This is a genomic window from Marinobacter sp. 1_MG-2023, from assembly GCF_030549045.1.
Classification (GTDB): domain Bacteria; phylum Pseudomonadota; class Gammaproteobacteria; order Pseudomonadales; family Oleiphilaceae; genus Marinobacter.
In genome coordinates this window covers 1-22956 of the sequence record NZ_JAUOST010000008.1, presented here as the reverse complement: position 1 = coordinate 22956, position 22956 = coordinate 1, and the positions used below count along the sequence as shown (strand labels likewise).

23 protein-coding genes and 1 other RNA gene are annotated in these 22956 nt (G+C 54.1%); 3 read left to right on the top strand and 21 right to left on the bottom strand.

Going from position 1 to position 22956, the window contains the following annotated elements; translation table 11 throughout:
- Window positions 1-6 precede the first annotated feature (6 nt).
- The 9 genes from mraY to rsmI form a co-directional block, all read right to left on the bottom strand.
- Complete coding sequence (gene mraY, locus Q4606_RS16300) at window positions 7-1092, bottom strand: phospho-N-acetylmuramoyl-pentapeptide-transferase (protein ID WP_303594265.1); 1086 nt, start codon at window positions 1090-1092, stop codon at window positions 7-9.
- Window positions 1077-2516: a UDP-N-acetylmuramoyl-tripeptide--D-alanyl-D-alanine ligase gene (gene murF, locus Q4606_RS16295; RefSeq protein ID WP_303608146.1), complete on the bottom strand. Its 1440-nt coding sequence runs from the start codon at window positions 2514-2516 to the stop codon at window positions 1077-1079. Before murF ends, mraY begins: the two co-directional genes overlap by 16 nt.
- The gene (locus Q4606_RS16290) at window positions 2513-3997 is read right to left on the bottom strand and encodes a UDP-N-acetylmuramoyl-L-alanyl-D-glutamate--2,6-diaminopimelate ligase (RefSeq protein ID WP_303594267.1); all 1485 of its coding nucleotides are present in this window, start codon (window positions 3995-3997) and stop codon (window positions 2513-2515) included. The genes murF and Q4606_RS16290 overlap by 4 nt, the downstream gene beginning before the upstream one ends.
- A gap of 4 nt (window positions 3998-4001) precedes the next feature.
- On the bottom strand, window positions 4002-5741 hold the full coding sequence (locus Q4606_RS16285; protein WP_303608145.1) for a penicillin-binding protein 2: 1740 nt from the start codon (window positions 5739-5741) through the stop codon (window positions 4002-4004).
- 43 nt (window positions 5742-5784) lie between these two features.
- Window positions 5785-6177, bottom strand: coding sequence for a cell division protein FtsL (gene ftsL, locus Q4606_RS16280; protein WP_303594271.1), 393 nt, complete (start codon window positions 6175-6177; stop codon window positions 5785-5787).
- A gap of 2 nt (window positions 6178-6179) precedes the next feature.
- On the bottom strand, window positions 6180-7166 hold the full coding sequence (rsmH, locus tag Q4606_RS16275) for a 16S rRNA (cytosine(1402)-N(4))-methyltransferase RsmH (protein WP_303608144.1): 987 nt from the start codon (window positions 7164-7166) through the stop codon (window positions 6180-6182).
- Window positions 7163-7615, bottom strand: coding sequence for a division/cell wall cluster transcriptional repressor MraZ (mraZ, locus tag Q4606_RS16270; RefSeq protein ID WP_303594275.1), 453 nt, complete (start codon window positions 7613-7615; stop codon window positions 7163-7165). Before mraZ ends, rsmH begins: the two co-directional genes overlap by 4 nt.
- Window positions 7616-7920: 305 nt before the next feature.
- Window positions 7921-8282: RNase P RNA component class A (gene rnpB, locus Q4606_RS16265), an RNA gene on the bottom strand.
- Window positions 8283-8339: 57 nt separating this feature from the next.
- On the bottom strand, window positions 8340-9236 hold the full coding sequence (gene rsmI, locus Q4606_RS16260) for a 16S rRNA (cytidine(1402)-2'-O)-methyltransferase (protein ID WP_303594276.1): 897 nt from the start codon (window positions 9234-9236) through the stop codon (window positions 8340-8342).
- A 75-nt stretch (window positions 9237-9311) separates the two neighbouring features.
- Between rsmI and Q4606_RS16255 the strand changes: the two genes are divergently transcribed.
- Genes Q4606_RS16255 through Q4606_RS16245 form a run of 3 tightly spaced genes read left to right on the top strand, consistent with a single transcriptional unit; the run spans window position 9312 to window position 12226 of the window.
- Window positions 9312-11207 carry a penicillin-binding protein activator gene (locus tag Q4606_RS16255; RefSeq protein ID WP_303608143.1) on the top strand — a complete coding sequence of 632 codons (1896 nt, stop codon included), beginning with the start codon at window positions 9312-9314 and terminating at the stop codon, window positions 11205-11207.
- Between the two features lie 53 nt (window positions 11208-11260).
- Window positions 11261-11629: a YraN family protein gene (locus Q4606_RS16250; RefSeq protein ID WP_303594279.1), complete on the top strand. Its 369-nt coding sequence runs from the start codon at window positions 11261-11263 to the stop codon at window positions 11627-11629.
- A 6-nt stretch (window positions 11630-11635) separates the two neighbouring features.
- Window positions 11636-12226, top strand: a complete 591-nt coding sequence (locus tag Q4606_RS16245; RefSeq protein WP_303594280.1) for an SIS domain-containing protein — start codon at window positions 11636-11638, stop codon at window positions 12224-12226.
- 54 nt (window positions 12227-12280) lie between these two features.
- Here Q4606_RS16245 and Q4606_RS16240 read toward each other — a convergent pair whose 3' ends face one another.
- The 12 genes from Q4606_RS16240 to Q4606_RS16185 all read right to left on the bottom strand — a co-directional run bounded on the left by Q4606_RS16240 (window position 12281) and on the right by Q4606_RS16185 (window position 22744).
- A complete protein-coding gene (locus tag Q4606_RS16240) occupies window positions 12281-12694 on the bottom strand; it encodes a ClpXP protease specificity-enhancing factor (protein WP_303594364.1) in 414 nt (137 codons plus the stop codon).
- A gap of 59 nt (window positions 12695-12753) precedes the next feature.
- Complete coding sequence (locus Q4606_RS16235) at window positions 12754-13383, bottom strand: glutathione S-transferase N-terminal domain-containing protein (protein ID WP_303608142.1); 630 nt, start codon at window positions 13381-13383, stop codon at window positions 12754-12756.
- 109 nt (window positions 13384-13492) lie between these two features.
- Window positions 13493-14248 (bottom strand): cytochrome c1, encoded by a 756-nt coding sequence (locus tag Q4606_RS16230; protein WP_303608141.1) that lies wholly within the window; start codon window positions 14246-14248, stop codon window positions 13493-13495.
- Window positions 14248-15480, bottom strand: a complete 1233-nt coding sequence (locus Q4606_RS16225; RefSeq protein WP_216009755.1) for a cytochrome bc complex cytochrome b subunit — start codon at window positions 15478-15480, stop codon at window positions 14248-14250. Before Q4606_RS16225 ends, Q4606_RS16230 begins: the two co-directional genes overlap by 1 nt.
- Window positions 15480-16073: a ubiquinol-cytochrome c reductase iron-sulfur subunit gene (gene petA, locus Q4606_RS16220; RefSeq protein ID WP_303594289.1), complete on the bottom strand. Its 594-nt coding sequence runs from the start codon at window positions 16071-16073 to the stop codon at window positions 15480-15482. The genes Q4606_RS16225 and petA overlap by 1 nt, the downstream gene beginning before the upstream one ends.
- 244 nt (window positions 16074-16317) lie before the next feature.
- A complete protein-coding gene (rpsI, locus tag Q4606_RS16215; protein ID WP_303594291.1) occupies window positions 16318-16710 on the bottom strand; it encodes a 30S ribosomal protein S9 in 393 nt (130 codons plus the stop codon).
- Between the two features lie 12 nt (window positions 16711-16722).
- Window positions 16723-17151, bottom strand: a complete 429-nt coding sequence (gene rplM, locus Q4606_RS16210) for a 50S ribosomal protein L13 (protein ID WP_303594294.1) — start codon at window positions 17149-17151, stop codon at window positions 16723-16725.
- Between the two features lie 212 nt (window positions 17152-17363).
- Window positions 17364-18137, bottom strand: coding sequence for a TatD family hydrolase (locus Q4606_RS16205; RefSeq protein ID WP_303608192.1), 774 nt, complete (start codon window positions 18135-18137; stop codon window positions 17364-17366).
- Window positions 18138-18159: 22 nt separating this feature from the next.
- Window positions 18160-19740, bottom strand: coding sequence for a peptide chain release factor 3 (gene prfC / locus Q4606_RS16200; protein WP_303594297.1), 1581 nt, complete (start codon window positions 19738-19740; stop codon window positions 18160-18162).
- Window positions 19741-19827: 87 nt separating this feature from the next.
- The gene (gene rimI / locus Q4606_RS16195) at window positions 19828-20316 is read right to left on the bottom strand and encodes a ribosomal protein S18-alanine N-acetyltransferase (protein WP_303594298.1); all 489 of its coding nucleotides are present in this window, start codon (window positions 20314-20316) and stop codon (window positions 19828-19830) included.
- Window positions 20316-21143, bottom strand: a complete 828-nt coding sequence (locus Q4606_RS16190) for a 2-isopropylmalate synthase (RefSeq protein ID WP_303608140.1) — start codon at window positions 21141-21143, stop codon at window positions 20316-20318. The genes rimI and Q4606_RS16190 overlap by 1 nt, the downstream gene beginning before the upstream one ends.
- Window positions 21144-21193: 50 nt before the next feature.
- Window positions 21194-22744, bottom strand: coding sequence for a 2-isopropylmalate synthase (locus tag Q4606_RS16185; RefSeq protein WP_303594301.1), 1551 nt, complete (start codon window positions 22742-22744; stop codon window positions 21194-21196).
- Window positions 22745-22956 lie beyond the last annotated feature (212 nt).

Sequence of the window (22956 nt, the reverse complement as noted above, 5' to 3'; positions counted from 1 at the left end):
GTTTTCCTAACGTAATTTCAGACTGGCCAGGCCAATCAGAACGAGAATGACGGTGATAACCCAGAAGCGCACGATCACTCGCGGTTCCGGCCAGCCTTTGAGTTCAAAATGGTGGTGCAACGGCGCCATCCGGAAAATCCGGCGACCGGTTAATCGGAATGAGGCCACCTGAAGGATCACTGAAACAGTTTCCATCACGAACACCCCACCCATGATGAAAAGAATTATTTCCTGGCGCACGATCACCGCAACCACACCCAGAGCAGCACCAAGTGCAAGTGCGCCAACATCACCCATGAACACCTGAGCGGGATAGGTGTTGAACCAAAGGAAGCCGAGACCGGCGCCGACCAATGCGCCACAAAACACAATAAGCTCACCGGTGCCTGGCAAATAGGGGATCAACAGATAGTTGGCGAATTGAACGTTGCCGGAAACATAAGCAAAGATAGCCAGCGCACCGGCGACCATCACCGTAGGCATAATGGCCAGACCATCCAGACCATCCGTCAGATTCACTGCGTTGCTGCTGCCGACGATGACGAAATAGGTCAGCAGGATGAAAAGTACCGGCCCGAGGGTCAGCGATACGTTTTTTACAAACGGCAGGTAAAGCGAAGTTTCCTGAGGCAAGACCGAGCTGAAGTACAACACTATGGCTGCACCAGCACCGATCAGCGATTGCCAGAAATACTTCCAGCGGGCAGGCAGACCGCGAGGGTTGCGCTCAACCACCTTGCGGTAATCGTCAACCCACCCAACGGCGCCAAACATCAGGGTAACCAGCAAAGTAACCCACACATAACGATTCGTCAGATCCGCCCACAACAGTGTGCTGATGGCGATAGATACCAGAATCAGAGCGCCACCCATAGTCGGGGTACCGGCTTTACTCAGATGGGTCTGGGGCCCGTCATCACGGACCGCCTGGCCAATCTGGTACTGGCTTAGCTTGCGAATCATCACAGGCCCAATAACCAATGAAATCAGGAGAGCGGTCAACGTTCCCAAAATTCCACGCACGGTCAGGTACTGAAACACTGTCAGCGCTGAAAAATACTGTGATAGAACCTCTGTCAGCCAGAGCAGCATGCGTTATTCACCTTGTTTTTAATCCCTTCCACCACGAGATCCATGGCGGCGCTCCTGGACCCTTTCACCAGCACGGTCATCGGCAGCTCATTAACAAGAGCGATGGCTTGCACTGCTTCTTCGTGTGTCTGATACGTTTCAGTTGTTTCGCCAAAACCGTCGGCATAGCCGTCGCATCCAGCTCCCACCGTCAGCAGGCGGTCGATTCCGAGTTCGGAAGCCAGTACTCCGACCTCCTTGTGCAGTTCACGGGCAGTTGGCCCCAGCTCTCCCATGGCACCAAAAACCGCAACACGCTTGCCATCGCGTGTTGCCAGAACGCTCAGCGCAGCTTTCATGGACGCCGGGTTAGCGTTGTAACTGTCGTCGATGACTGACAGCCCTCCCGAAAAATTGACAACCTGCAGTCGGCCGCGAACCGGTTGCACCCCGGCGAGGCCTTCGATAACCGCAATATCTGTTGCTCCCAGCTCACGAGTCGCTGCAATAGCAAGCAGAGTGTTCGTTACGTTGTGCTCGCCTTCCAAAGGCAGTGGTAACTTACAAGTCCAGCCGCCCGGCCCTGTAACCACGATTTCCGGCTTTTGGTCTTGAGGCTGTTTTACAATGGCGTTGTAGTCCGCATCCGGGTTCCCACAGCGGCTAACGCTCGCAACCCTGCGACTGCCGGCACGCGTACGCCATAGCTCGAAAGCCGGGTCATCGCGATTCAGAACAACCAGGCCGCCCTCAGCGACACCCTCAATAATCTCGCCCTTGGCCTGCACAATATTTTCATAGCTGCCAAAGCCTTCCAGGTGCGCTTGGCCAGCGTTTGTGAGAATTGCCACCTGTGGGCGAGTGATTGCCACCGTATGTGCGATTTCACCGAGCCCGCTGGCTCCGAGTTCGATAACGCCATACCTGTGGGCTGGCCTGAGGCCAAACAGAGTCAGCGGAACACCAATGTGATTGTTCAGATTGCCGCGGGTCGCCAGCGTATCGCCCATGCGAGTCAGAATGGCGGCAGTCAATTCCTTAACGGTGGTTTTGCCGCTGCTACCAGTGATTGCAACCAGTTTTGCGTCACTCTCGTTGCGGTTGCCTGCGGCGAGGCCTGCCAGCGCGTCAACGGTGTCAGCCACAACCAACTGGGGCATCTGGCGGGAGTTGTCCGGATCGTTATCGATGGCGCTATCAAGATTGCTATCAAGAACGCTATCAAAGGCATCGACCACGACAGCACTGGCTCCTGACTGCTTCGCCGCCAGCAAAAACTCATGGCCATCAAAGTTCTCACCACGCAGGGCAACAAACAGGTCACCCGGTTTCAGTGCACGCGTATCGGTGGAGATGTCAGCAAACGTGGTAGCGTCGAGCCCCGTGGATTTGCAGACAGCGCTGGTAAACTCCATGGCTTCAGCCAGTGAAAAAGCGCGCATCATGCTGCACCTCCCTCAAGTCTCAGCACCTGGCGAACCTGAGCTGCATCGCTGAAGGGAAGCTTCTTACCAGCAATCTCCTGCCAGGCTTCATGACCTTTGCCTGCTATAAGAACGATATCGTCCGGCGTTGCCATACTCACCGCAAAACGAATCGCCTCCGCTCGATCATGGATCACCGTTACAGCGCCCGCCTCTGAAAAGCCCGCCAGAATATCCTGAACAATTTCTGCCGGGCTCTCTGTACGCGGGTTGTCATCTGTAACAACGATCACATCGGCACCCGCTTCTGCTTCTTTCGCCATTTCCGGGCGCTTTCCGCTGTCGCGGTCGCCTCCGCACCCGAAAACACAAATCAGCCGGCCAGTTACATGCGGCCTCAGAGCCGCCAATGCATTGGTCAAGGCGTCCGGGGTATGGGCATAGTCCACAACAGCAGAAATTCCATCCGCACCAACAAACTGTTCGAGCCTGCCAGGAGGCGGAACCAACTGTTTCACAACCTGCTGAACCTGCTCTACCGGGACGCCCAGTGTCATGACCGTCGCAACGGCCGCGAGCACATTACTGGCATTGAAGCTGCCCATCAGAGGCACGGAGAGCTCAAATGCCCCCCACTCACCGTCGACCGTTGCATGAAAACCGGAGCCCGTGGGATGAAACTCTTTCAACCACAGTTCCGTCTCGGACTCGTGCAGGCTGTAGCGGACGCGATCGCTCCGACCTTCGAGCTTTTCATACAACTGACGACCGAAAGGATCATCAAAGTTGATCACCGAAAAATGCACATCTTCGCGTTCGAAAAGCCTAGCCTTGGTTGCCCCGTAGGCTTCCATGGAGCCGTGATAATCGAGGTGATCCCGCGTCAGGTTAGTGAATATCGCTGCGGTTATGTTCAGTCCATCCACGCGCCCCTGGTCCAGACCATGCGATGACACCTCCATCGCTGCAGCACGGCCGCCCTTGGCGAGAATAGCCGACAGCACACGATTTATCTGAACAGCATCGGGCGTCGTATGGGTAGCGCTTTGCAAAGCTCCCGGCATGCCGTAACCCAGAGTTCCCAGAACTCCACAAGGTGTCCCCGTCTGGGTCAGCAACTGGGCAACATAATGACTCACGGAGGTTTTACCGTTGGTACCGGTAACACCTATCAGGCGAAGCCGACGGGATGGGTGCTCGTAAAAACGGGCTGCAATTTTTCCCGTTAACTGCCGCAGTCCCACAATCGGGACAATCAGCGCACCGTGGTGTTCCGAGCACTCCTGATCTGCATCAGACTCCATAAGCACAACCGTCGCACCGGCGGCTATGGCCTGATCCACATAATAGTCCGCGGGGGTAGCTGCCCCCGCCAGTGCAACAAACGCATCGCCAGAACCAATCTCACGGCTATCAGTCTGCAACCCGTGAATCGTTACATCGAACACTGAGGGAACAGTAACAATACCTTGCAACAGAGTGCTGAGAGACGTTATGCACATAGGCTTACCCCCTCTCCCCTGTTTTTTGCGTTTGCGGGCCTGCGGTGCCTACCTCAAGCTCCGGCTTCACGTTCAGGAGGCGAAGCGCATCACTCATTACCCGTGAAAAAACCGGCGCCGCTACTTCGCCGCCGTAATATTCACCGGACTGGGGCGCATCGACGGCCACGACCGTGACAATTCTGGGATTATCGATTGGCGCCATCCCGGCGAAAATCGCTTTGTACTGGCTGTCCTCGTAGCCTTGAGCCCCTACCAGATGAACGGTACCTGTCTTGCCTCCGGCGCTGTAGAAGCCGGGCTGAGCCCGCTTTCCTGAGCCCCTGGAAACCACCTCTCCCAGCATGAGCCTCACATCGCCCGTTACTTGCTCGGACAACACTCTTTCGCCAACGGGTTTTTCATTCAACTTGAGCAGGCTTAGCGGATACCGCACACCACCATTTGCTATAACCATGTAGGCTTGAGCCAGCTGAAGGGCATTGACGCTCATGCCGTAACCGTATGAGAGCGTTGCCTCTTCCGAGGGGCGCCATTTTGGTCGCGCCGGCAATACACCCACTGCTTCTCCCGGGAAGCCGATGCCGGTTGGCTGACCAAACCCGAGCCGGGCGTACAAATTACGGATGGTGTCACCACCCAGCTCGGTCGCGATCTTGCTGACACCGACGTTACTGGACTTCACTATAATGTCGGTAAGACTGATGACGCCGTAGTTCCTGTAATCACGAATCGTAAACCGACCAAAACGGCGATAACCGGGAGAGGTATCGATCGTTGTGTTGGCAGAGTATTGCCCCGACTCGAGCGCGGCGGCTATCGAGATCGGTTTCATGGTTGAGCCTGGCTCAAACAGATCCGTGATCGCCTTATTGCGGAGATTTCCCGGCGCAAGCTGACTGCGGTCATTGGGGTTATACGAGCCCTGATTAACCATAGCGAGGACCTCACCGGTCTCGACATCGAGCATCACGAGCGTGCCACCACGCGCGTCGTGGGCTCCGACCACGGCTTTCAACTCGCGATAAGCCAGGTATTGCAGGCGCAGATCAATGCTCAGCTCAAGGTTTTTCCCAGGGCTGGCATCCCTAATAAGCGTAAGATCCTTGATAATGCGCCCGCGATTGTCCTTCAGCACGCGTTTGCGGCCAGACTCTCCGGACAGCCAGTCGTTATATGCCAGCTCCATGCCTTCCTGGCCGCGCTCATCAATGTTGGTAAAACCGACAACATGAGCGGTCACCTCTCCCGCCGGGTAATAACGCCGGTATTCCTGGCGTGTATAAACACCGGGAATATCCAGCTCCATAGCCTTTGCGGCCAGTGCCGGCTGTATCTTGCGACGAAGGTAAATGAATTCTCGCCCAGCGTAGGTCGCAAGACGCTCACGCAGCTTGGCCTCACTGATGTCCAGCACCCGCGCCAGATTAGTCAGGCGGGGTTCGTCGGGATCGGTCTCTGAAGGATTGGCCCAGAGCGTCTGTACCGGGGTGCTCACTGCCAAAGGCTCACCGTAACGATCCGTCACCACGCCCCGGTGAGCATCGATGGCCTCTACGCGAATCGTGCGCACATCACCCTGTTTTCGTAGAAAATCATTATCTACAACGTGTAGATCAACCAGCCGCCAGCCAATCGCCAGCACAACGACCAGAAATACGCCCAGCACGGAGCCAAAGCGCCAGGCTTTCAAGCCTGCCGCTATCTTCTGGCCCAATGTTCTTGCTGATTCCTGGCTTGACAATCAGATCACCCTGATAAGGTTATTGTCATGAATTACTGCAGTGCTAACGCGACATCAGCGGCACCAGGACAATGTCCTGACGCCCTGGGACCACCATACTGAATCGCTCTGCCGCAAGAGTTTCTACGCGACCATGGGCCCCCAGAGCACTTTGCTCCAGAAGCAACTGACTCCACTCCGCCTGAAAACGATCACGCTCGGCCTGAAGTTGGGAAAGCGTATTAAATAGCCCGCGGTTCTCGTGAGCGCTGACAACAACGCCGATCGATGAACCTACAAGTAGCGCAGCGAGAGCCAGTGACACCAAGACCTTTTTTTGCCGGGTGGCATCAAAAACGCGCCGCGAAATCCTGACAGCAGCGACAACGCCACCACGAACCTTTTCTTTATTCAGCTTCGCCGTCTTTACCGTCGGCTCTATGGCTACCGCGCCCATAATTACGCGCTCCCCTGCGATTTCTGTTTGCTGTCGTCGATACGCTCCAGAACCCGCATAACAGCGCTGCGGGCTCGAACATTTTCACTGACCTCGCCGGCACCGGCTTTACTGGCCTTGCCAATCAACCTAAAGCCAGAAGCCTCCTGCTCAGCCGTTACCGGTATTCCTTTCGGCAATCTGGGGCCACGAGCAAGGTCTCGCATAAAGCGCTTTACCAGCCGATCTTCCAGCGAATGAAAACTGATAACCACGAGACGCCCACCAGGCGCCAGCCGGCTTACTGCTGCTTTCAGCCCGACCTCCAGGTCCTCCAGTTCGCGGTTAATAAAAATCCGAACTGCCTGGAACGTGCGTGTTGCCGGATGCTTGTGTTTCTCTTTTTTCGGCACGGCTTCGCTCACCAGCGCGGCCAATTGAAGCGTGGTTTCAATAGGCGCTTCCTGGCGACGCTCGACTATCAGTCGGGCGATACGGCGGGAAAACTTTTCCTCACCGTAACGAAAAATCACATTAGCGATTTCATGCTCTTCCGCGTATGCCAGCCACTCAGCCGCACTTGGCGACTGCAGCGGATTCATGCGCATATCCAATGGACCATCACGCATAAAGCTGAAACCTCTCGACGCATCGTCAAGCTGCGGTGAAGACACACCCAGATCCATCAACACGCCATCAACTTGTTCCCAGCCAGCATCGGATACCGCGCGACTGAGCTCAGCAAAGGAACCATGGAAGTATCCAAAACGAGGATCATCTGCAGCCAGACCTTCAGCTACAGAAATGGCTTCAGGATCCTTGTCGATGCCCAGCAAATGTCCAGACGCGCCCAGGCGCCCGAGAATAAGCTTGCTGTGGCCACCCCTACCAAAGGTGCCATCTACATATTTGCCATCGGGATCGCTGACCAGATAGTCGACCGCCGAATCCAGAAGGACCGAGCGATGCGAAAAATCTGCCCCGACCTCCTGAGTGTGATCGGTGGTCATAGGGAGAGCGCCTCCATCTCAGGTGGCATATCATCATCACCAGAGGATTCATCCAGCCACTCGAACCAGCGCTCCTCACTCCACAGCTCCAGTTTCTTACCCTGACCGATGAGCATCAGTTTTTTCTCAAGATGGGCATAACTGCGCAATGTGGGCGGCACCAGAATGCGCCCAGCGGAGTCCATCTCCATGGGCGCCGCGTTACCAAGCAACAGCCGCTGGAGGCGACGCGCCGCCTTATTCATATTGGGAAGCGCCTCAATTTTAGGGCGAAGAATCTCCCACTCGGGTTCCGGATAGACCAGCAGACACCGCTCTTCATCGGCATTCGCAGTCAATACAATGCGCCCACCACAGGTCTGCGCGAGGCCTTCGCGCACCTTGGCGGGGATCGCCAGGCGACCCTTCGCATCCATATTGATGGCATGACTGCCGAGAAAATTGCTCATTTACACCGTCTCTGAGTACTCAAAAACCACAAATAACCACTAGAAACCACTTTTTCCCACTTGTGCACACTATAGAAACACGCAATTCACAATGCAAGCGCCGTAAACAGCGGCCCTCTTGGAAAAGTTCCTTTTACGACAACAAGTTACGGGCGACAGCGTGAGAAAAAGGTAATATTACGGATAAGAAAAGAAGGAAAATCAAACACCTGCAAAAGTGTTTGAAGAAGACAAGTGAGGTATAAGATTTTTTGGCTATAAGAAGCGCGCCATGAGAATGAACGCGCTTCACAACCTGAAGGAAAAAGGCGAGCTCGCCGATAAGCCGGGTTCTGTCGTGGACAGTCATTCATCTAGGGCCTGCGTCACCACAGGCCTCAAGCAACCTACCCGAATCCAGCGCGGGCCACGCCATTGGATTCCTATTTGGTCTTGCTCCAGGTGGGGTTTACCATCGCCGTGGACTGTTGCCAGCCACGCGGTGCGCTCTTACCGCACCGTTTCACCCTTACCGGCACCCGCGAACTGGTCGCGGGTACTTAGGCGGTCTGCTTTCTGTTGCACTTTCCGTCGGCTCACGCCGCCCAGGAGTTACCTGGCACCTTGCCCTGCGGAGCCCGGACTTTCCTCCCCCGGTCATACCGGCGGCGACTGTCTGGCGAGCTCGGGCGAGACAATACTCCTGCACTACGCACCATGCAAGAAAAAGCACCGCCCCAGGGTGTTAGCCGTCTTTAAGTTCCAATGCTCGCTGATACAGCTCGTTTTTACCCAATCCCGTTAAACCAGAAGCAATCTTCGCAACTTTCTTGACCGGCAGCTCCGCCATTAAAAGGTTTAGCAACCGGTCCACATCCAGCGCACCAGCCATCAACCCGCTTTCAGATTTATCAGCACCCCTTACCATAACAACGAACTCGCCACGACTGCCGTGAGGGTCGTCTTGCAGTGCAGAAAGAACCTGTGAAGCTTCACCGGAGTAAAAAGTCTCGAATGTCTTGGTGATCTCCCTACCCAGCACAATCTCGCGATGCGCACCCATAACGTCCGCTATGTCGGACACTGTATCCAGTATTCTGTGGGGTGACTCATAGAAGACCAGTGTTGCTGTCTCCTTTTGAAGCTCTCCCAGCTCCGTGCATCGACCTGTGCGCTTTGCAGGCAAAAACCCGACAAACAGGAAGCGGTCTGTAGGCAGGCCCGCAGCGCTAAGTGCAGCAACCAATGCGCAGGCCCCAGGGATCGGACTCACCCGCACCCCCTCAGCCCTCGCTTCACGAACGAGCACATAGCCCGGATCAGAGATCAGTGGCGTTCCCGCGTCTGAAATCAACGCAACATCAGCACCCGCCAATAACTGATCCAGTATGCTTTTAACTCTGCCACGCTCATTGTGATCATGTAATGCAATCAGGGGCTTGCTGATACCCAGATGTTGAATCAGACGCCCACTATGACGGGTATCCTCTGCAGCAATCACAGCAACCTCCGAAAGCACCCTGACTGCACGCGGCGAAAGATCCTCCAGATTCCCAATGGGGGTGGCAACGATGTATAGCGTTCCACGGCCATCACCTGGCTTTATGGCCTGTATGGCAGATTGATCCGATTCAGATTTCAAAATGTAAGCCTCGCGCACAGGGACATGGTTACCATGACACCTGCGTCATGTGAATTAGCCCGGGAGCTGTTAAACTTGCCACCATCAGATCGGCGCCACAAGCCCAAAACTCCGGAATCTATAGAGCTTGCCATGACCAAAAACCGTATTAACCACCGCGCCCTGGCCGGGATATTCGCCATAACTCTGTTATTTGCCGGTTGCGCCAGTGTCGATCTGGCGTCACACGTTGCAGAGTCGCCAGCCCAGGCGCTAGAGCTCGCCGCAAAGGAGCGCGACACTGAAACGGCCCAGAAGTACCTGCTGAAAGTAGCCAGCCGATTCCAGGAGCGCGACCAACACCGGGCCGCCCGCACATTACTGCAGAGCGATCAATTGGCGCAACCTGCACCGGCACTGCTCGCACAAAAGCAATTGCTTGCCATGGCAGGCGCAGTGGCACTCGAAGATCGGGAGTGGGCCGACACCATCGTCAAGACGCTCTCACCGGATAACTTCAGAAGCTACAACGCAGATCTTGTTAACCGAGCCGCCAGTCTTCAGGCCCAAACCTACGCACTGGTCGGCGACCGCCTCTCAGCAGCCATGACGCTGATGCTGCTTTCACAGACGGACGGCACGGTTAATCCTCAAGAAATCCATGACCAGATCTGGGCATTCCTGAAAGCCGTTCCGGATGAGAAACTTTCCACCGCAAATGAGGGCGCCATTGGTTTTGAAACCGAGGGATGGCTTGAGCTCGCTGCCAGCGTACGCGACCCGGGACTAAGCATTGATGATCAGGGCCGAGTTATCCGTCGCTGGAAGAATAACTGGCCCAGCCACCCGGCAGCACAGATACTGCCATCAGAGCTACAGCTGATCGCCAGCCTATCAGAAAACCGGCCTGAAAAAATTGTATTGGCTTTACCTCTACAAGGGGCCCTCACCAGCGCGGGCAAAGCTATCCGTGACGGCTTTCTTGCAGCCTACTACCAGGATGAATCGGCGGACCGCGACAAAACCGACATCCGCATCGTAGACACCTCTAGCCAACCATTTGATGAGCTTTATAAAGAGCTCGCCGCTCAGGATATCGACCTGATTATCGGCCCCCTTGAAAAGGAAGCCCTGGCGAGTCTTACCAATATGCAGGCTCTTCCGGTACCCGCTCTCGGGCTCAACTACCTGGCTGCCGGCAAGAAGGCCCCAGACGGCCTCTATCAGTTTGGCCTCTCAGCAGAGGATGAAGCCCGGCAGATCGCAGACAGGCTTTCGGAACAGAATATCAATCAGGTCCTGGCACTCATCCCACAAGGTGAGTGGGGTGACCGGGTTGAAGCGGCGCTACTGAATCGCATGCAACGCAATGGGTCCGTTGCACTGGATATCGAGCGATTCTTCCGCGAGGATAACCTACGCGCCGTTACTGCGGACTTGCTGGGCATAACCGTATCCCGTGACAGGGCCATACAAGTAGAAAGAACCATTGGGCTCAATGTCGAATTTGAGCCTCGTCGGCGCCAGGACGCTGAGGCAATCGTAATGGTGGCCGAGCCAGCGATTGCACGCCAGTTCAAGCCGCTGTTTGCCTTTTACTTCGGAGGTGACCTGCCGGTCTACTCACCTTCCATCGTTTACGAGGGCACGCCAGACCCCGCCCGCGACCGGGATCTGAATCAGGTTATATTTACTGACATTCCATGGGTTCTCGACAGCGAAAACCCTTTGCGCGAAGAAGCGTCCAAGACCCTACCCGGCACTCAGGGCCAGCTTGGCAGGTTGTTTGCGATGGGCGCGGACGCTTGGCAGCTAAGTAAACGTTTACCCCTGTTGCGACAGGTTCAAACTGCAACCATTGATGGGCAAACCGGCGAACTTACCATGACCTCTGAAGGCAGCATCCACAGGAGCCAACTCTGGGCCCAATTCGGCAGCGGCACTCCGAGCCTGCTACCCGAACAGTCCGATCCTGCCAACGAAGAGGATTAACGCCTCCAAACACTGATCGACTGAACAAACCTCGCAAAAGGACAAGCAGAGCCATGGAAGGCCGCAAAGCTGTTGGAGCACACTTTGAAGGAGTCGCTGCACGGTACCTCACCGCCCACGGCGTGCACATCAGGGAGCGCAATGTTTATAACCGGGGCGGTGAAATCGACCTGATAGGAGTGGACAGCGATACACTCGTCTTCTTTGAGGTGCGCTACCGCGGGAGCGGCAGCCTTGTCGACCCGGCGGGCTCCATTTCATACCCGAAACGACAGCGACTACTGAAAGCAGCCGCATTCTATCTACACCGCCACAACCTGTGGAACACAATCAGCCGCATAGATGTCGTGGCAATCAGCCCGGGAACCGTAAAAAAATACCGGGTACAATGGATCAAAAATGCAATCCAGGCGGACGTATAGATTCTGATGAGCGAAACGGAGAACCTGATCAACCAATTGTTTGCAAGCCACATGGAGCACACAGCCCAGGCAGCGAGCACCGCAGGCCCCGCCATTGAGCAGGCAGCAGATGCCTTTGTAAATGCTCTTCTCAATGATGGAAAGATTGTCACCTGTGCCAACGGCAACGCCAATGTCATCGCCCAGTATTTCTGTACCGCATTCCTGAATCGCTTTGAGCAGGATCGGCCCGCACTACCGGCAATCAACCTGGGAGCCGATGCCACGACCTACTCGGCCATTTGCCGCGACAATCGCTTCAACGACACCTTCTCGCGTCAGGTAAAAGCGATCGGTAAACCCGGCGACCTGTTGTTCGTGATCGTCGACGACGGCCACAAAGCGAACCTGATTCAGGCGATTCAGGCAGCTCATGACCGGGAAATGAACGTGGTAGTACTGAGCGCACGGGAGAAGTCCGACATTACCTCTCTTATGCACGCGGAAGATCATGAAATTGCCCTCAACGATCTCTCGCCAACAGAAGCAACGCCCCTGCTGTTACTCGTGATTAACGCACTGTGCTCCCTGGTAGACAGCAAACTGTTCGGGGGCTAACAAAAACGCCGGCAAATGCCGGCGTTTTTGATTAGTTCAGCTATTGGTTATAGCTTATTTCACAACTTTGAGAGTGGGCCTGCCCGATGGGCGATCGTCCTGATTTCCCGACTGCCCGGCACCTTCCCGATCATTAGTGCCGTCAGGATCTGGCGAGCCTGGCTCACTGCCAAATACCATACCCTCACCATTTTCCTTGGCATAAATAGCCATCACAGCCTGAAGCGGAATAAACACCTGCATTGGCACACCGCCGAAGCGGGCACTGAATTCCAGCGCGCCATTTCCCACTACCAGACCGCGTACAGCTCCGGGACTGACATTCAGAACGATTTGTCCGTTCGCCACATGCTCAGTAGGCACCTGTACACCCTGAACGCCCACATCCACCACTATGTAGGGTGTGCAGTCGTTATCCAGTATCCACTCATTAAACGCCCGCACCAGATACGGACGACTGGATGTCATGGTGATCTTATTATCAGACACAGCTTGCCTCCTGTTCCGTAAAGCGAATGCCCGCCAAATCAGCTCCGGATATCTTCTTCAAGATCAGAGAGGCTCGCCTTGAAACCTTCGCGCCCAAATATAGTTTCCATATACTTGTGCAGCGGCTTGGCTTGTTTGTCATTGAGCTCTATCCCCAGTGACGGCAGACGCCAGAGGATGGGGGCAATGCAGCAATCTACAATAGTGAATTCCTCAGAGAGGAAAAACGGCATTTCGCCAAACAGAGGCGCCGTTGCAAGAAGGCTTTCACGCAGCTCTTTGCGGGCGGTTTCTGACGCCTTGACGTTTGGCTGGTTCAAGATCTGATCCACCAGACCACACCAGTCCTTTTGAATACGATGAATCATCAGCCGGCTGTTGGCACGGGCAACCGGATAGACCGGCAGCAACGGAGGGTGAGGAAAGCGCTCATCAAGATATTCCATCATGATGTTCGGCTCATACAGAACCAGATCACGATCTACCAGAGTCGGCAGGGCGTTATACGGATTCAGGTCAGCCAGCTCGGCTGGCGGATTGTCCGGATCAACATCAACGACATCAACGGTAACACCCTTCTCCGCCAACACAATGCGCACCCTGTGGCTATAGTGACTGGCTGGATCCGAGAAAAACGTCATCGATGACCGCTTGGTCACAACGCCCATAGAACTACCTCACGAGTAAACAAACCGAATTGGCCCTGAAAAACGCAAAAATTCCAGCGGGCCGGTTAACGCCCACTGGAACTCAGGGAACAGGATTATACCCTATTTCTCAGTGTACGTCCTTCCAGTACTCACGATTGAGCAGGTAGGCGAATACAAAGAAAATAGCCACGAAGATTAAAACGAAAATCCCAAGGCGCTCACGCTCTACCTTGATCGGATCCGCCATGTAAGACATGAAGTTAGTCAGATCGTACATGGCACGATCGAACTCTGCTCCGGTCATACTTCCTTCCGTCGCGTATTCAGGGCAAGCGCTTGCGTTATTAATGTTCCCACTTAATGGCTCTACGCTTGCTGCATGACCAATATTGGGCTCAACCGCACACAAACCCTGAAGATCAACAAGCACATGGGGCATCCCCACCTTATCGAATACCACGTTGTTTACGCCAAGCGGGCGGGTTTCATCCTTATAGAAACCGCGCAGGTAGGAATAAACCCAGGATTCGCCGCGCAGACGACTTTCCAATGTAAGATCCGGTGGCGGTGCACCAAACCAGTTCGCAGCCATTTCCTTGTCCATGGAGTTCTTCATCAACTCGCCTATCTGGGCGCCAGTGAAGATCAGGTTCTCCTCGTAGAGCTCAACTGGAACCTCAAGATCCTCGGCCACACGCTTGTAGCGCGCATACTCCATGGAGTGACATCCCATGCAGTAATTCGTAAACATGGCCGCGCCTCGCTGCAGAGACGCCTTGTCGGTGTGATCCGTCTCAATATGATCGAGCGGAACGCCAGCACCGGCTGCCAGCCCGAGAACCGGCAGGAATGCGATGAAAAGACCAAAAATCAGCTTTCTCATTATCCTGTCACCCTCTCTGGTACTGGCTTGGTTTTTTCCATGCGCGTATAGAACGGCATCAGAATGAAGTAGAGGAAGTACACAACGGTCAAAATCTGAGCCAAAGTGGTACGACCCTCGGTTGCAGGCACAAGCCCCAGATAACCAAGAATAACAAAGCTAACTGTAAACAGTGCCAATGCAATTTTGCTCAACCAACCTTTATAACGAATCGAGCGAACAGGGCTTCTGTCCAGCCACGGCAGGACAAACAGAATGGCAATCGCGCCACCCATAACAACAACACCCCAGAACTTCGCGGACAAACCGAACAGGTCAACCGTGACCGCACGCAGCATCGCGTAGAAAGGTGTGAAGTACCAGACAGGCGCAATATGCTCAGGTGTCTTCAGCGCATTTGCAGGCTCAAAGTTCGGCTTCTCGATGAAGAGTCCACCCATTTCCGGGAAGAAAAACACCACAATAAAGAAGATAAAGAAGAACACTGCTACGCCCACCAGGTCGTGCACAGAGTAGTAAGGGTGGAACGGGATGCCGTCTTTCGGAATACCGTTTTCATCCTTGTTCTTCTTGATATCAATACCGTCCGGGTTGTTGGAACCCACTTCGTGAAGGGCAAGAATATGGAGAACAACCAGGCCAAGCAGCACGATCGGCAGAGCAACCACGTGTAACGCAAAGAAACGGTTCAGAGTGATTCCCGAGATCAGGTAATCACCACGAATCCACAGAGACAGATCTTCACCAATAACGGGGATGGCACCAAACAGGTTGACGATAACCTGCGCGCCCCAGTAGGACATCTGACCCCAAGGCAGCAAGTAGCCCATGAAAGCTTCCGCCATCAGCACCAGATAAATCAACATACCGAACAGCCAGATCAACTCACGGGGCTTCTGGTACGAGCCGTACATCAGACCACGGAACATGTGGAGGTAAACCACAATAAAGAAAGCAGACGCACCTGTAGAATGCAGGTAACGCAGGAGCCAGCCCCACTGCACATCACGCATGATGTATTCAACCGAAGCGAACGCACCCTCGCCAGTCGGATTGTAGCTCATAGTAAGCCAGACGCCTGTTACCAGCTGATTGACCAGAACAAGCATTGCCAGAGAGCCGAAGAAATACCAGACATTGAAATTTTTCGGCGCATAATACTTTGCAAGATGCTTATTCCAGGCATCAACAACGGGTAGACGCTCATCTACCCAATTCAATAATTTCTGCATTACGCTGCCTCCGGATCAAGTCCAATCGTAAGAGTCACGTCATCGTCGTACCGATGAGGCGGAACCTGAAGGTTCAGCGGTGCAGGCTGCGCCGTGTAGACCCGTCCGGCCATATCATAGCGGGAACCGTGACAAGGACAGAACAAGCCACCAAGCCACTCATCCCCCAGATCTGCAGGCGCAATCTCAGGACGATAAGAGGGCACACAACCCAAGTGAGTGCACAAGCCGACGAGAACAGCCATCTCAGGCCGGAGCGACCGCAGTACGCCGTCAATGTAATCTGGTTGCTGAGGGGCTTCGGATTGAGGATCTTTCACCTTATCGTTGAGCTTTTCTATATTACCCACCATTTCGTCGGTCCGACGGATAAGCCAGACCGGCATACCCCGCCACTCAACAGTGATTTGCTGACCCGGTTCAATCTTACTGATATTGACGGTTACCGGCGCACCAGCCGCTTCCGCTTTGGCACTGGGATTCCAGGATGCCACGAAAGGGACTGCCGCACCGACGACGCCAACTCCACCTACCGCAGCCGTAGCACCGATAAGGAAGCGGCGTCGACCTTGGCTCACGTCGCCATTATTCATTATGGTTTTCTCCCATCAGGCGATGTCACAGCCCGCAAGAAAGCCGACAGTGTGCATCGAAAAGGACTTCACAATCCAAAATTATAAGCGCTCAAATGGTAATGAAATTACCATGTCCTTACAAGTCAGAAAGACGCCACCAGAGCCGGTTCTCTGCTCCAGATCAATTTGACTATCATTGACCCGGAAACAAAAAAACCCGACCAAAATAGCCGGGTTTTCTTGAGATCTGCTCCAGCGAAACTTAACGCTTGGAGTACTGAGGACGCTTACGCGCCTTACGCAGACCAACTTTCTTACGCTCAACTTCACGAGCATCACGAGTTACATAACCCGCTTTGCGCAGCGCTGGGCGCAGAGTTTCATCATAATCCATCAGAGCGCGTGTCAGGCCGTGACGAATAGCGCCAGCCTGTCCACTGATACCACCACCTTTAACCGTGATGTTGATATCGAAACGATCTGCAGATTCGGCAACAACCAGAGGCTGACGCACGATCATCCGCAAAGTCTCACGACCGAAGAAATCTTCGATAGTGCGACCGTTGATAGAAATATTACCGCTTCCCGGCTTGATGAACACCCGAGCCGTGGACGTTTTGCGGCGACCAGTACCGTAATTTTGTGCTACAGACATATCCGCCTTCCGTTAAATGTCGAGTTCTTTGGGCTGCTGGGCTGTATGAGGATGCTCAGCGCCTGCATAGATTTTCAGCTTCTTGAACATGGCACGACCAAGCGGGCCCTTCGGAAGCATGCCTTTTACAGACTTCTGAATCACTTGCTCAGGCGCCTTGTCGACCAGCTTCTCGAAGCTGATAGATTTGATCCCACCCGGAAAGCCGGTATGACTGTAGTACATCTTATCAGATGACTTGTTGCCGGTAACCCGCACCTGGCCCGCATTGATCACAACAATGTAATCGCCAGTGTCTACATGAGGGGTATACTCAGGCTTATGCTTGCCCCGCAGACGACGGGCGATTTCGGTTGACAGACGACCCAGCGTCTTGCCGGCTGCGTCTACAACGTACCAGTCACGTTTTACGGTTTCTGGTTTCGCACTCAGAGTCTTCATTGATTCCGCCTTGAACGCTATAAAAAGAAACGTTAAAAACCGCCACCGGAAAGTGTAATACACCCGGAGGAGGTTCAGTACCTGTTATTTAGTTGGCAGTGACACTATTCGGGGCTGAGATAGTGGCATCGCCTTGAAAAGCCAGGGCGCGAAGTATACTCGAACGATTTCAGGAATCCAACCCTGTAGCACAGTGTTTTATTATTCCTGCACTACCATAGCGAGTGACCATATAACTCTTCCGTATTGGAGAATAACACAGAAGCCAGATATTCCGGTTGCTCAGACCGGATTTCGGCAAGACATTCCAAAATTCTGGGAAGGTATGCAGGCGAATTATTTCCGGCAACTATGCCTTCAGGGGCCATATCGGGCGCATCGGTTTCCAGCACGAGAGATTCCAGAGGCAGGCGCGCAACAGTCTCGCGGGTTTTGCGTGCCCGAGGGTGCGTAATCACTCCCCCCACGCCTATAAAGCACCCCTGCCCTACCAACTTGGCAGCCTGCTGATAGCTTCCGGAAAAACCATGCAATAGAGCCTTACCGTTCCAATTGTGACGCCTCAGAGTGGCATGCACCTCATCATGCGTTTTTACCGAATGGATAATCAGAGGGAAATTCAACTTCGATGCCAGTTCAATCTGCGCCTCAAACCAGGGGTACTGTGAGGCCAAATCGCCATGCAAACGGTCCAGCCCACACTCACCAATGGCTATGCAGCGCTCAGGGCGAGCGCTCAGGAGTGACTCAAGGGCTTCCAGATCCCTTTCAGAGTGCTCACCGATGTACCACGGGTGAATACCTAGACAGTAAAACAACCCAGTGTGAGCCTGGGCAGTGCTCTTAACGCGGTCCCAATCCGAACTGCGCACACCTGGAATAACGAGGCCGACAACGCCATTGTGCAGAGCGGCCTCCAGCTCACCGGCTCTGCAACCATCGAACCGGGGAAAGTCGAAGTGGCAATGGGCATCAACCAGTTTCAAAGCTTCCTCCCGGCCTACCGGATCAGTGCTCCCGGGTTTTGTGGAATTCCACATCAGGATAACGCTCCTGAGCGAGGTTCAGATTTACCCTCGTCGGTGCAATATACGCAAGCCGGTCACCACCATCGAGTGCAAGGTTATCGGCGTTCTTGCGCTGGAATTCATCCAGCCCACGCTCATCCGAACATGTTACCCAGCGTGCAGTGGCGACGTTGATGGGCTCATAGACAGCCTCAACCTTGTATTCGGTCTTGAGACGACTAACAACCACGTCGAACTGCAGCACACCAACCGCGCCCACAATCAGATCGTTATTGCGCAGCGGCCGGAAGACCTGCACAGCGCCTTCTTCCGACAGCTGAATCAGGCCCTTCTGGAGCTGCTTCGCTTTCAGCGGGTCTTTGAGCCGGATGCGACGGAACAGTTCCGGAGCAAAGTTAGGGATACCGGTGAACTTCATATCTTCACCGGAAGTAAACGTATCTCCCAACTGGATCGTGCCATGGTTATGCAAGCCAATAATATCGCCCCCATAAGCCTCTTCAGCGTGCTCACGATCCCCTGCCATAAACGTCAAGGCATCGGAAAAGCGCACTTCCTTGCCAATTCGCACATGACGGGCCTTCATGCCAGGACTGTATTTACCGGATACGATGCGCACAAACGCAACTCTGTCCCGGTGCTGGGGATCCATATTGGCCTGAATTTTAAAGACAAATCCGGTGAAGGCTTCATCATCAGGCTGCACAAGCCGCTGGTCTGTTTCGCGAGGCTGTGGCGTCGGGGCCCACTCAACCAGACCATCCAGCATATGGTCTACACCAAAATTACCTAATGCCGTACCGAAAAATACTGGAGTAAGCTCACCCGCTAGAAACGCATCAAGATCGAATTCGTGAGAAGCCCCCTTTACCAGCTCAACTTCATCTCGCAAATCCTCAGCGTACCCACCAAGCGCAGAGTCGAGTTCCGGGTTATTCAAACCACTTATTGTCCGGACATCCTGAATAGCATGGCCCTGCCCGCTTTGATACAGGATCACTTCGTCACGAAGCAGGTGGTAAACGCCTTTAAAACTTTTCCCCATACCGATAGGCCAGGTGATGGGCGCACAGGCAATTTTGAGAACATCCTCCACTTCATCCATCAACTCCACGGGATCACGCGTATCACGGTCGAGCTTGTTCATGAAGGTCAGGATGGGGGTGTCTCTGAGCCGGGTCACTTCCATCAGTTTGATGGTGCGTTCTTCGACACCTTTGGCACTGTCGATAACCATCAGGCACGAATCTACGGCTGTCAGGGTACGGTAAGTATCCTCAGAGAAGTCTTCGTGACCCGGAGTGTCCAGGAGGTTCACCAGCTTGCCACCGTATGGAAACTGCATGACAGAGGTAGTGACCGAGATGCCACGCTCCTTTTCCATTTCCATCCAGTCGGATTTCGCATGCTGACCAGACTTTTTGCCTTTGACCGTGCCCGCCTTCTGTATCGCGTGCCCGAATAAAAGAACTTTCTCGGTAATCGTGGTTTTACCAGCGTCCGGGTGGGAAATAATCGCAAAGGTGCGGCGTTTAGCCACTTCCTGGGAAAGGTGAGCCATAATCGAAAAGCAACCTGCGTCAGATATTCAAAAGAGGCCGCCATTATAGGGGCTAAGAGGTGATTACGCGAACAGAAGCAGCAACCATCAGGGTTGCAACAACAGCGCCATTACTCTGGCATCCTCCCATCCGGAAGCTGCAGGATAATAACGAGGGCGACGGCCTATTTCCTCAAAACCCTCGCTGCGATAAAGCTTGCTTGCGGTGCTGTTACTGAGTCTTACCTCCAGAATCACCTGGTTCATGCCCTCCCGATTTGCCTCCTCAACGAGATGGCGCAATAGAAGCCGCCCAGCCCCTCGGCCTCGACACCCGGGGTGGATACAGAGGTTCAGGAGATGGACCTCATCAAGTATATAGGAGACCACAGCGTAGCCTACCAAAGAACCAAACTGGCAAATGCCCCACAAACGGTAGCTCGGTTTGAAACAGTCCAGGAATACGCCTTCAGACCAAGGGTGAGAATAGCCCTGAAGCTCGATATCAAGCATCTCAGGCAGATCCTCGGGTTCCAATGGCCTTATAGCCAGATCCAGCCCCTTGGCAGAACAATCTGCACTCACTTTTTTACGCATCAGGCACTGACCAGCGGCCTTAGCTGTTGCCACAAGGAGCGTTTGGCCCCAGGGTTGCTGGCCAACTCTGCAAGAGAATATTCACACTCGATATCCGGACAACGCTCAAGCGCCTCTGATAGCCAGCCACCAGCACCTCCTTGCACCGCATCAGCCCCGTCAATATTACCCAGGACAACGACCTTTTTGCCCCCCGCATCGCGAAAAACATGCTGCAAAACTGACATCAGGTTGGCAATAGATCCACCAGCCACAAGAGTATTATTGAACACTGGCCATTGAACCCATTCGACCAACCTCGACTTCTCCTCTCCAAGACTCTTCAGTATGTTCGCTGCCAGGATCTCCTGCAAACGAAGGCTCGCTTCTTTGGAGATACCTGCAACCAAAAGATGATGCTCGCCTGAAAAAACGGCAAGGTTAAGTTTGAAGGTCTTGTCTTCCGGCACCTTTGGCCGCGTTTCTGACGTTGCGCTGTCATGGGAATCACTTGAGGACAGAGCTTCATCTACGGGGACCTCCGCAGCTGGCAACTCCTTCTCCGACACCCCTGCACTCTTCTCCATCAACGCTTGGAGACTGGCAATTCGCTGGCCCCCTCGCTGATTAGATCCGGACAGAGCTGGGGCAGGGTTCGGCGTACCTGGACCTCCCGGCTTTCGGGCAGCCATAGTATGGCCTGGAATCGGTGCCTGCTCCGGCTCGCCCGGGTCCGCAAATTCCAACTCAGGGCTGGGTGCCGCACCCGGCAGGGGTTCACGGGCATACCACAAGCGAATGCCGGCGACACCGAGATAGAACTGTCTCTGGGCCTCAGTCTGGATCATCCAATCAACCTATTGACTCGCTGAACCCCATAGGTAGCCTCAGGCCTAGCTCAAACATCCGCCACCTGTGGATGTTGCCTGATACCACCCCGACTAATCAGGTTAAGAGCTTCTATATAGGCTTTCGCTGAAGCAATAATAATATCTGTGTCAGCACCAACCCCATTGACGATTCGGCCACCACGCTCCAACCTCACTGTGACTTCCCCTTGAGCATCAGTACCGCTGGTAATGTTGTTCACAGAATAGAGTTGTAAGTTGCAGCCTGAATCGACAAGAGACTCGATGGCTTTGAAGGTTGCATCTACGGGGCCGCTACCCTCGGCTTCGACCTTATGCTCTTTTCCATCCATGGTCAGCGTCATAATCGCCTTGGGGACGACGCCCGTTTCAGAGCAGACCTGAAGACAGACCAAACCAAAGCGCCCGTCCTCATCTTTCTGTCTGGTGTCGCTTGCAATGGCTTGCAAATCTTCATCAAAAATTTCGTGCTTCAAGTCAGCCAGCGCCTTGAAGCGTGTAAACGCCTCATTAAGCTCCGTTTCAGTCTCAAACTGGATTCCCAGTTCAAGTAACCGGGTACGGAAGGCGTTACGACCTGAGTGCTTGCCCAACACGAGGCTGTTGGTGTGCCATCCGACGTCTTCCGCCCGCATAATCTCGTAGGTCTCGCGGTGCTTAAGTACTCCATCCTGGTGAATACCAGACTCGTGGGCAAATGCGTTTGCGCCAACGATAGCCTTGTTGGGCTGCACTGGAAAACCGGTAATAGTGGACACCAGACGTGAAGCCGGGACGATATGACGAGCGTCTATACCGGTATCAATATTGAAGAGGTCCTGGCGAGTACGGACTGCCATCACGATTTCTTCGAGAGAGGCGTTCCCTGCGCGCTCGCCCAAGCCATTGATTGTGCACTCGACCTGTCGGGCTCCCCGCGTTACGGCAGCAAGCGAGTTTGCAACTGCAAGACCAAGGTCGTTATGGCAGTGCACAGAAAAAATCGCCTTGTCCGCATTGGGGATACGAGTCAGCAGTTGATGGATAGTTTCAGCAAACTGTTCCGGAATCGCATAACCAACAGTGTCAGGAATATTGATTGTGTTGGCGCCAGCATCTATCGCCGCTTCGATGATACGACAGAGAAAATCCAGCTCCGAACGGCCGGCATCTTCACACGAGAACTCAACGTCATCAACATGGCCTCGAGCCCGTTTCACGGCCCGCACTGCCTGCTCAACAACCTCATCAGGTTGCATTTGCAGCTTGTGCTTCATATGAATAGGCGAGGTTGCGATAAAAGTATGGATCCGGCCCCGGGCAGCAGGCCGGATGGCCTCAGCCGCACGATCAATATCTTTATCCAGAGCGCGGGCGAGACTGCATATCGTTGACTCTTTTATGGTCTCTGCAATTGCCTTCACCGCCTCAAAGTCACCTTGGCTGGCGATTGCGAAACCGGCTTCTATGACATCAACCTTCAGCTTCTCAAGTGCCTTGGCAATACGGAGCTTCTCCGTCTTGTTCATGGTGGCGCCGGGGCTTTGCTCACCGTCACGGAGAGTCGTGTCAAATATGACCAGATGATCGTTGCCAGACATTGAGGTACTCCATATCGCATTAGGTTTTATTGCAGCAGTATATCACCGGGACGTATAAGGAGCAGCGTCCCCCGGCGTCTTAGATGATTTTCGAACAAAAAAAAGCCCCGGCAGCGAAGCTGTCGGGGCTTTTCGGTATTAAGAGTCTGACGATGACCTACTCTCACATGGGCAATGCCACACTACCATCGGCGCAGGCCTGTTTCACTTCT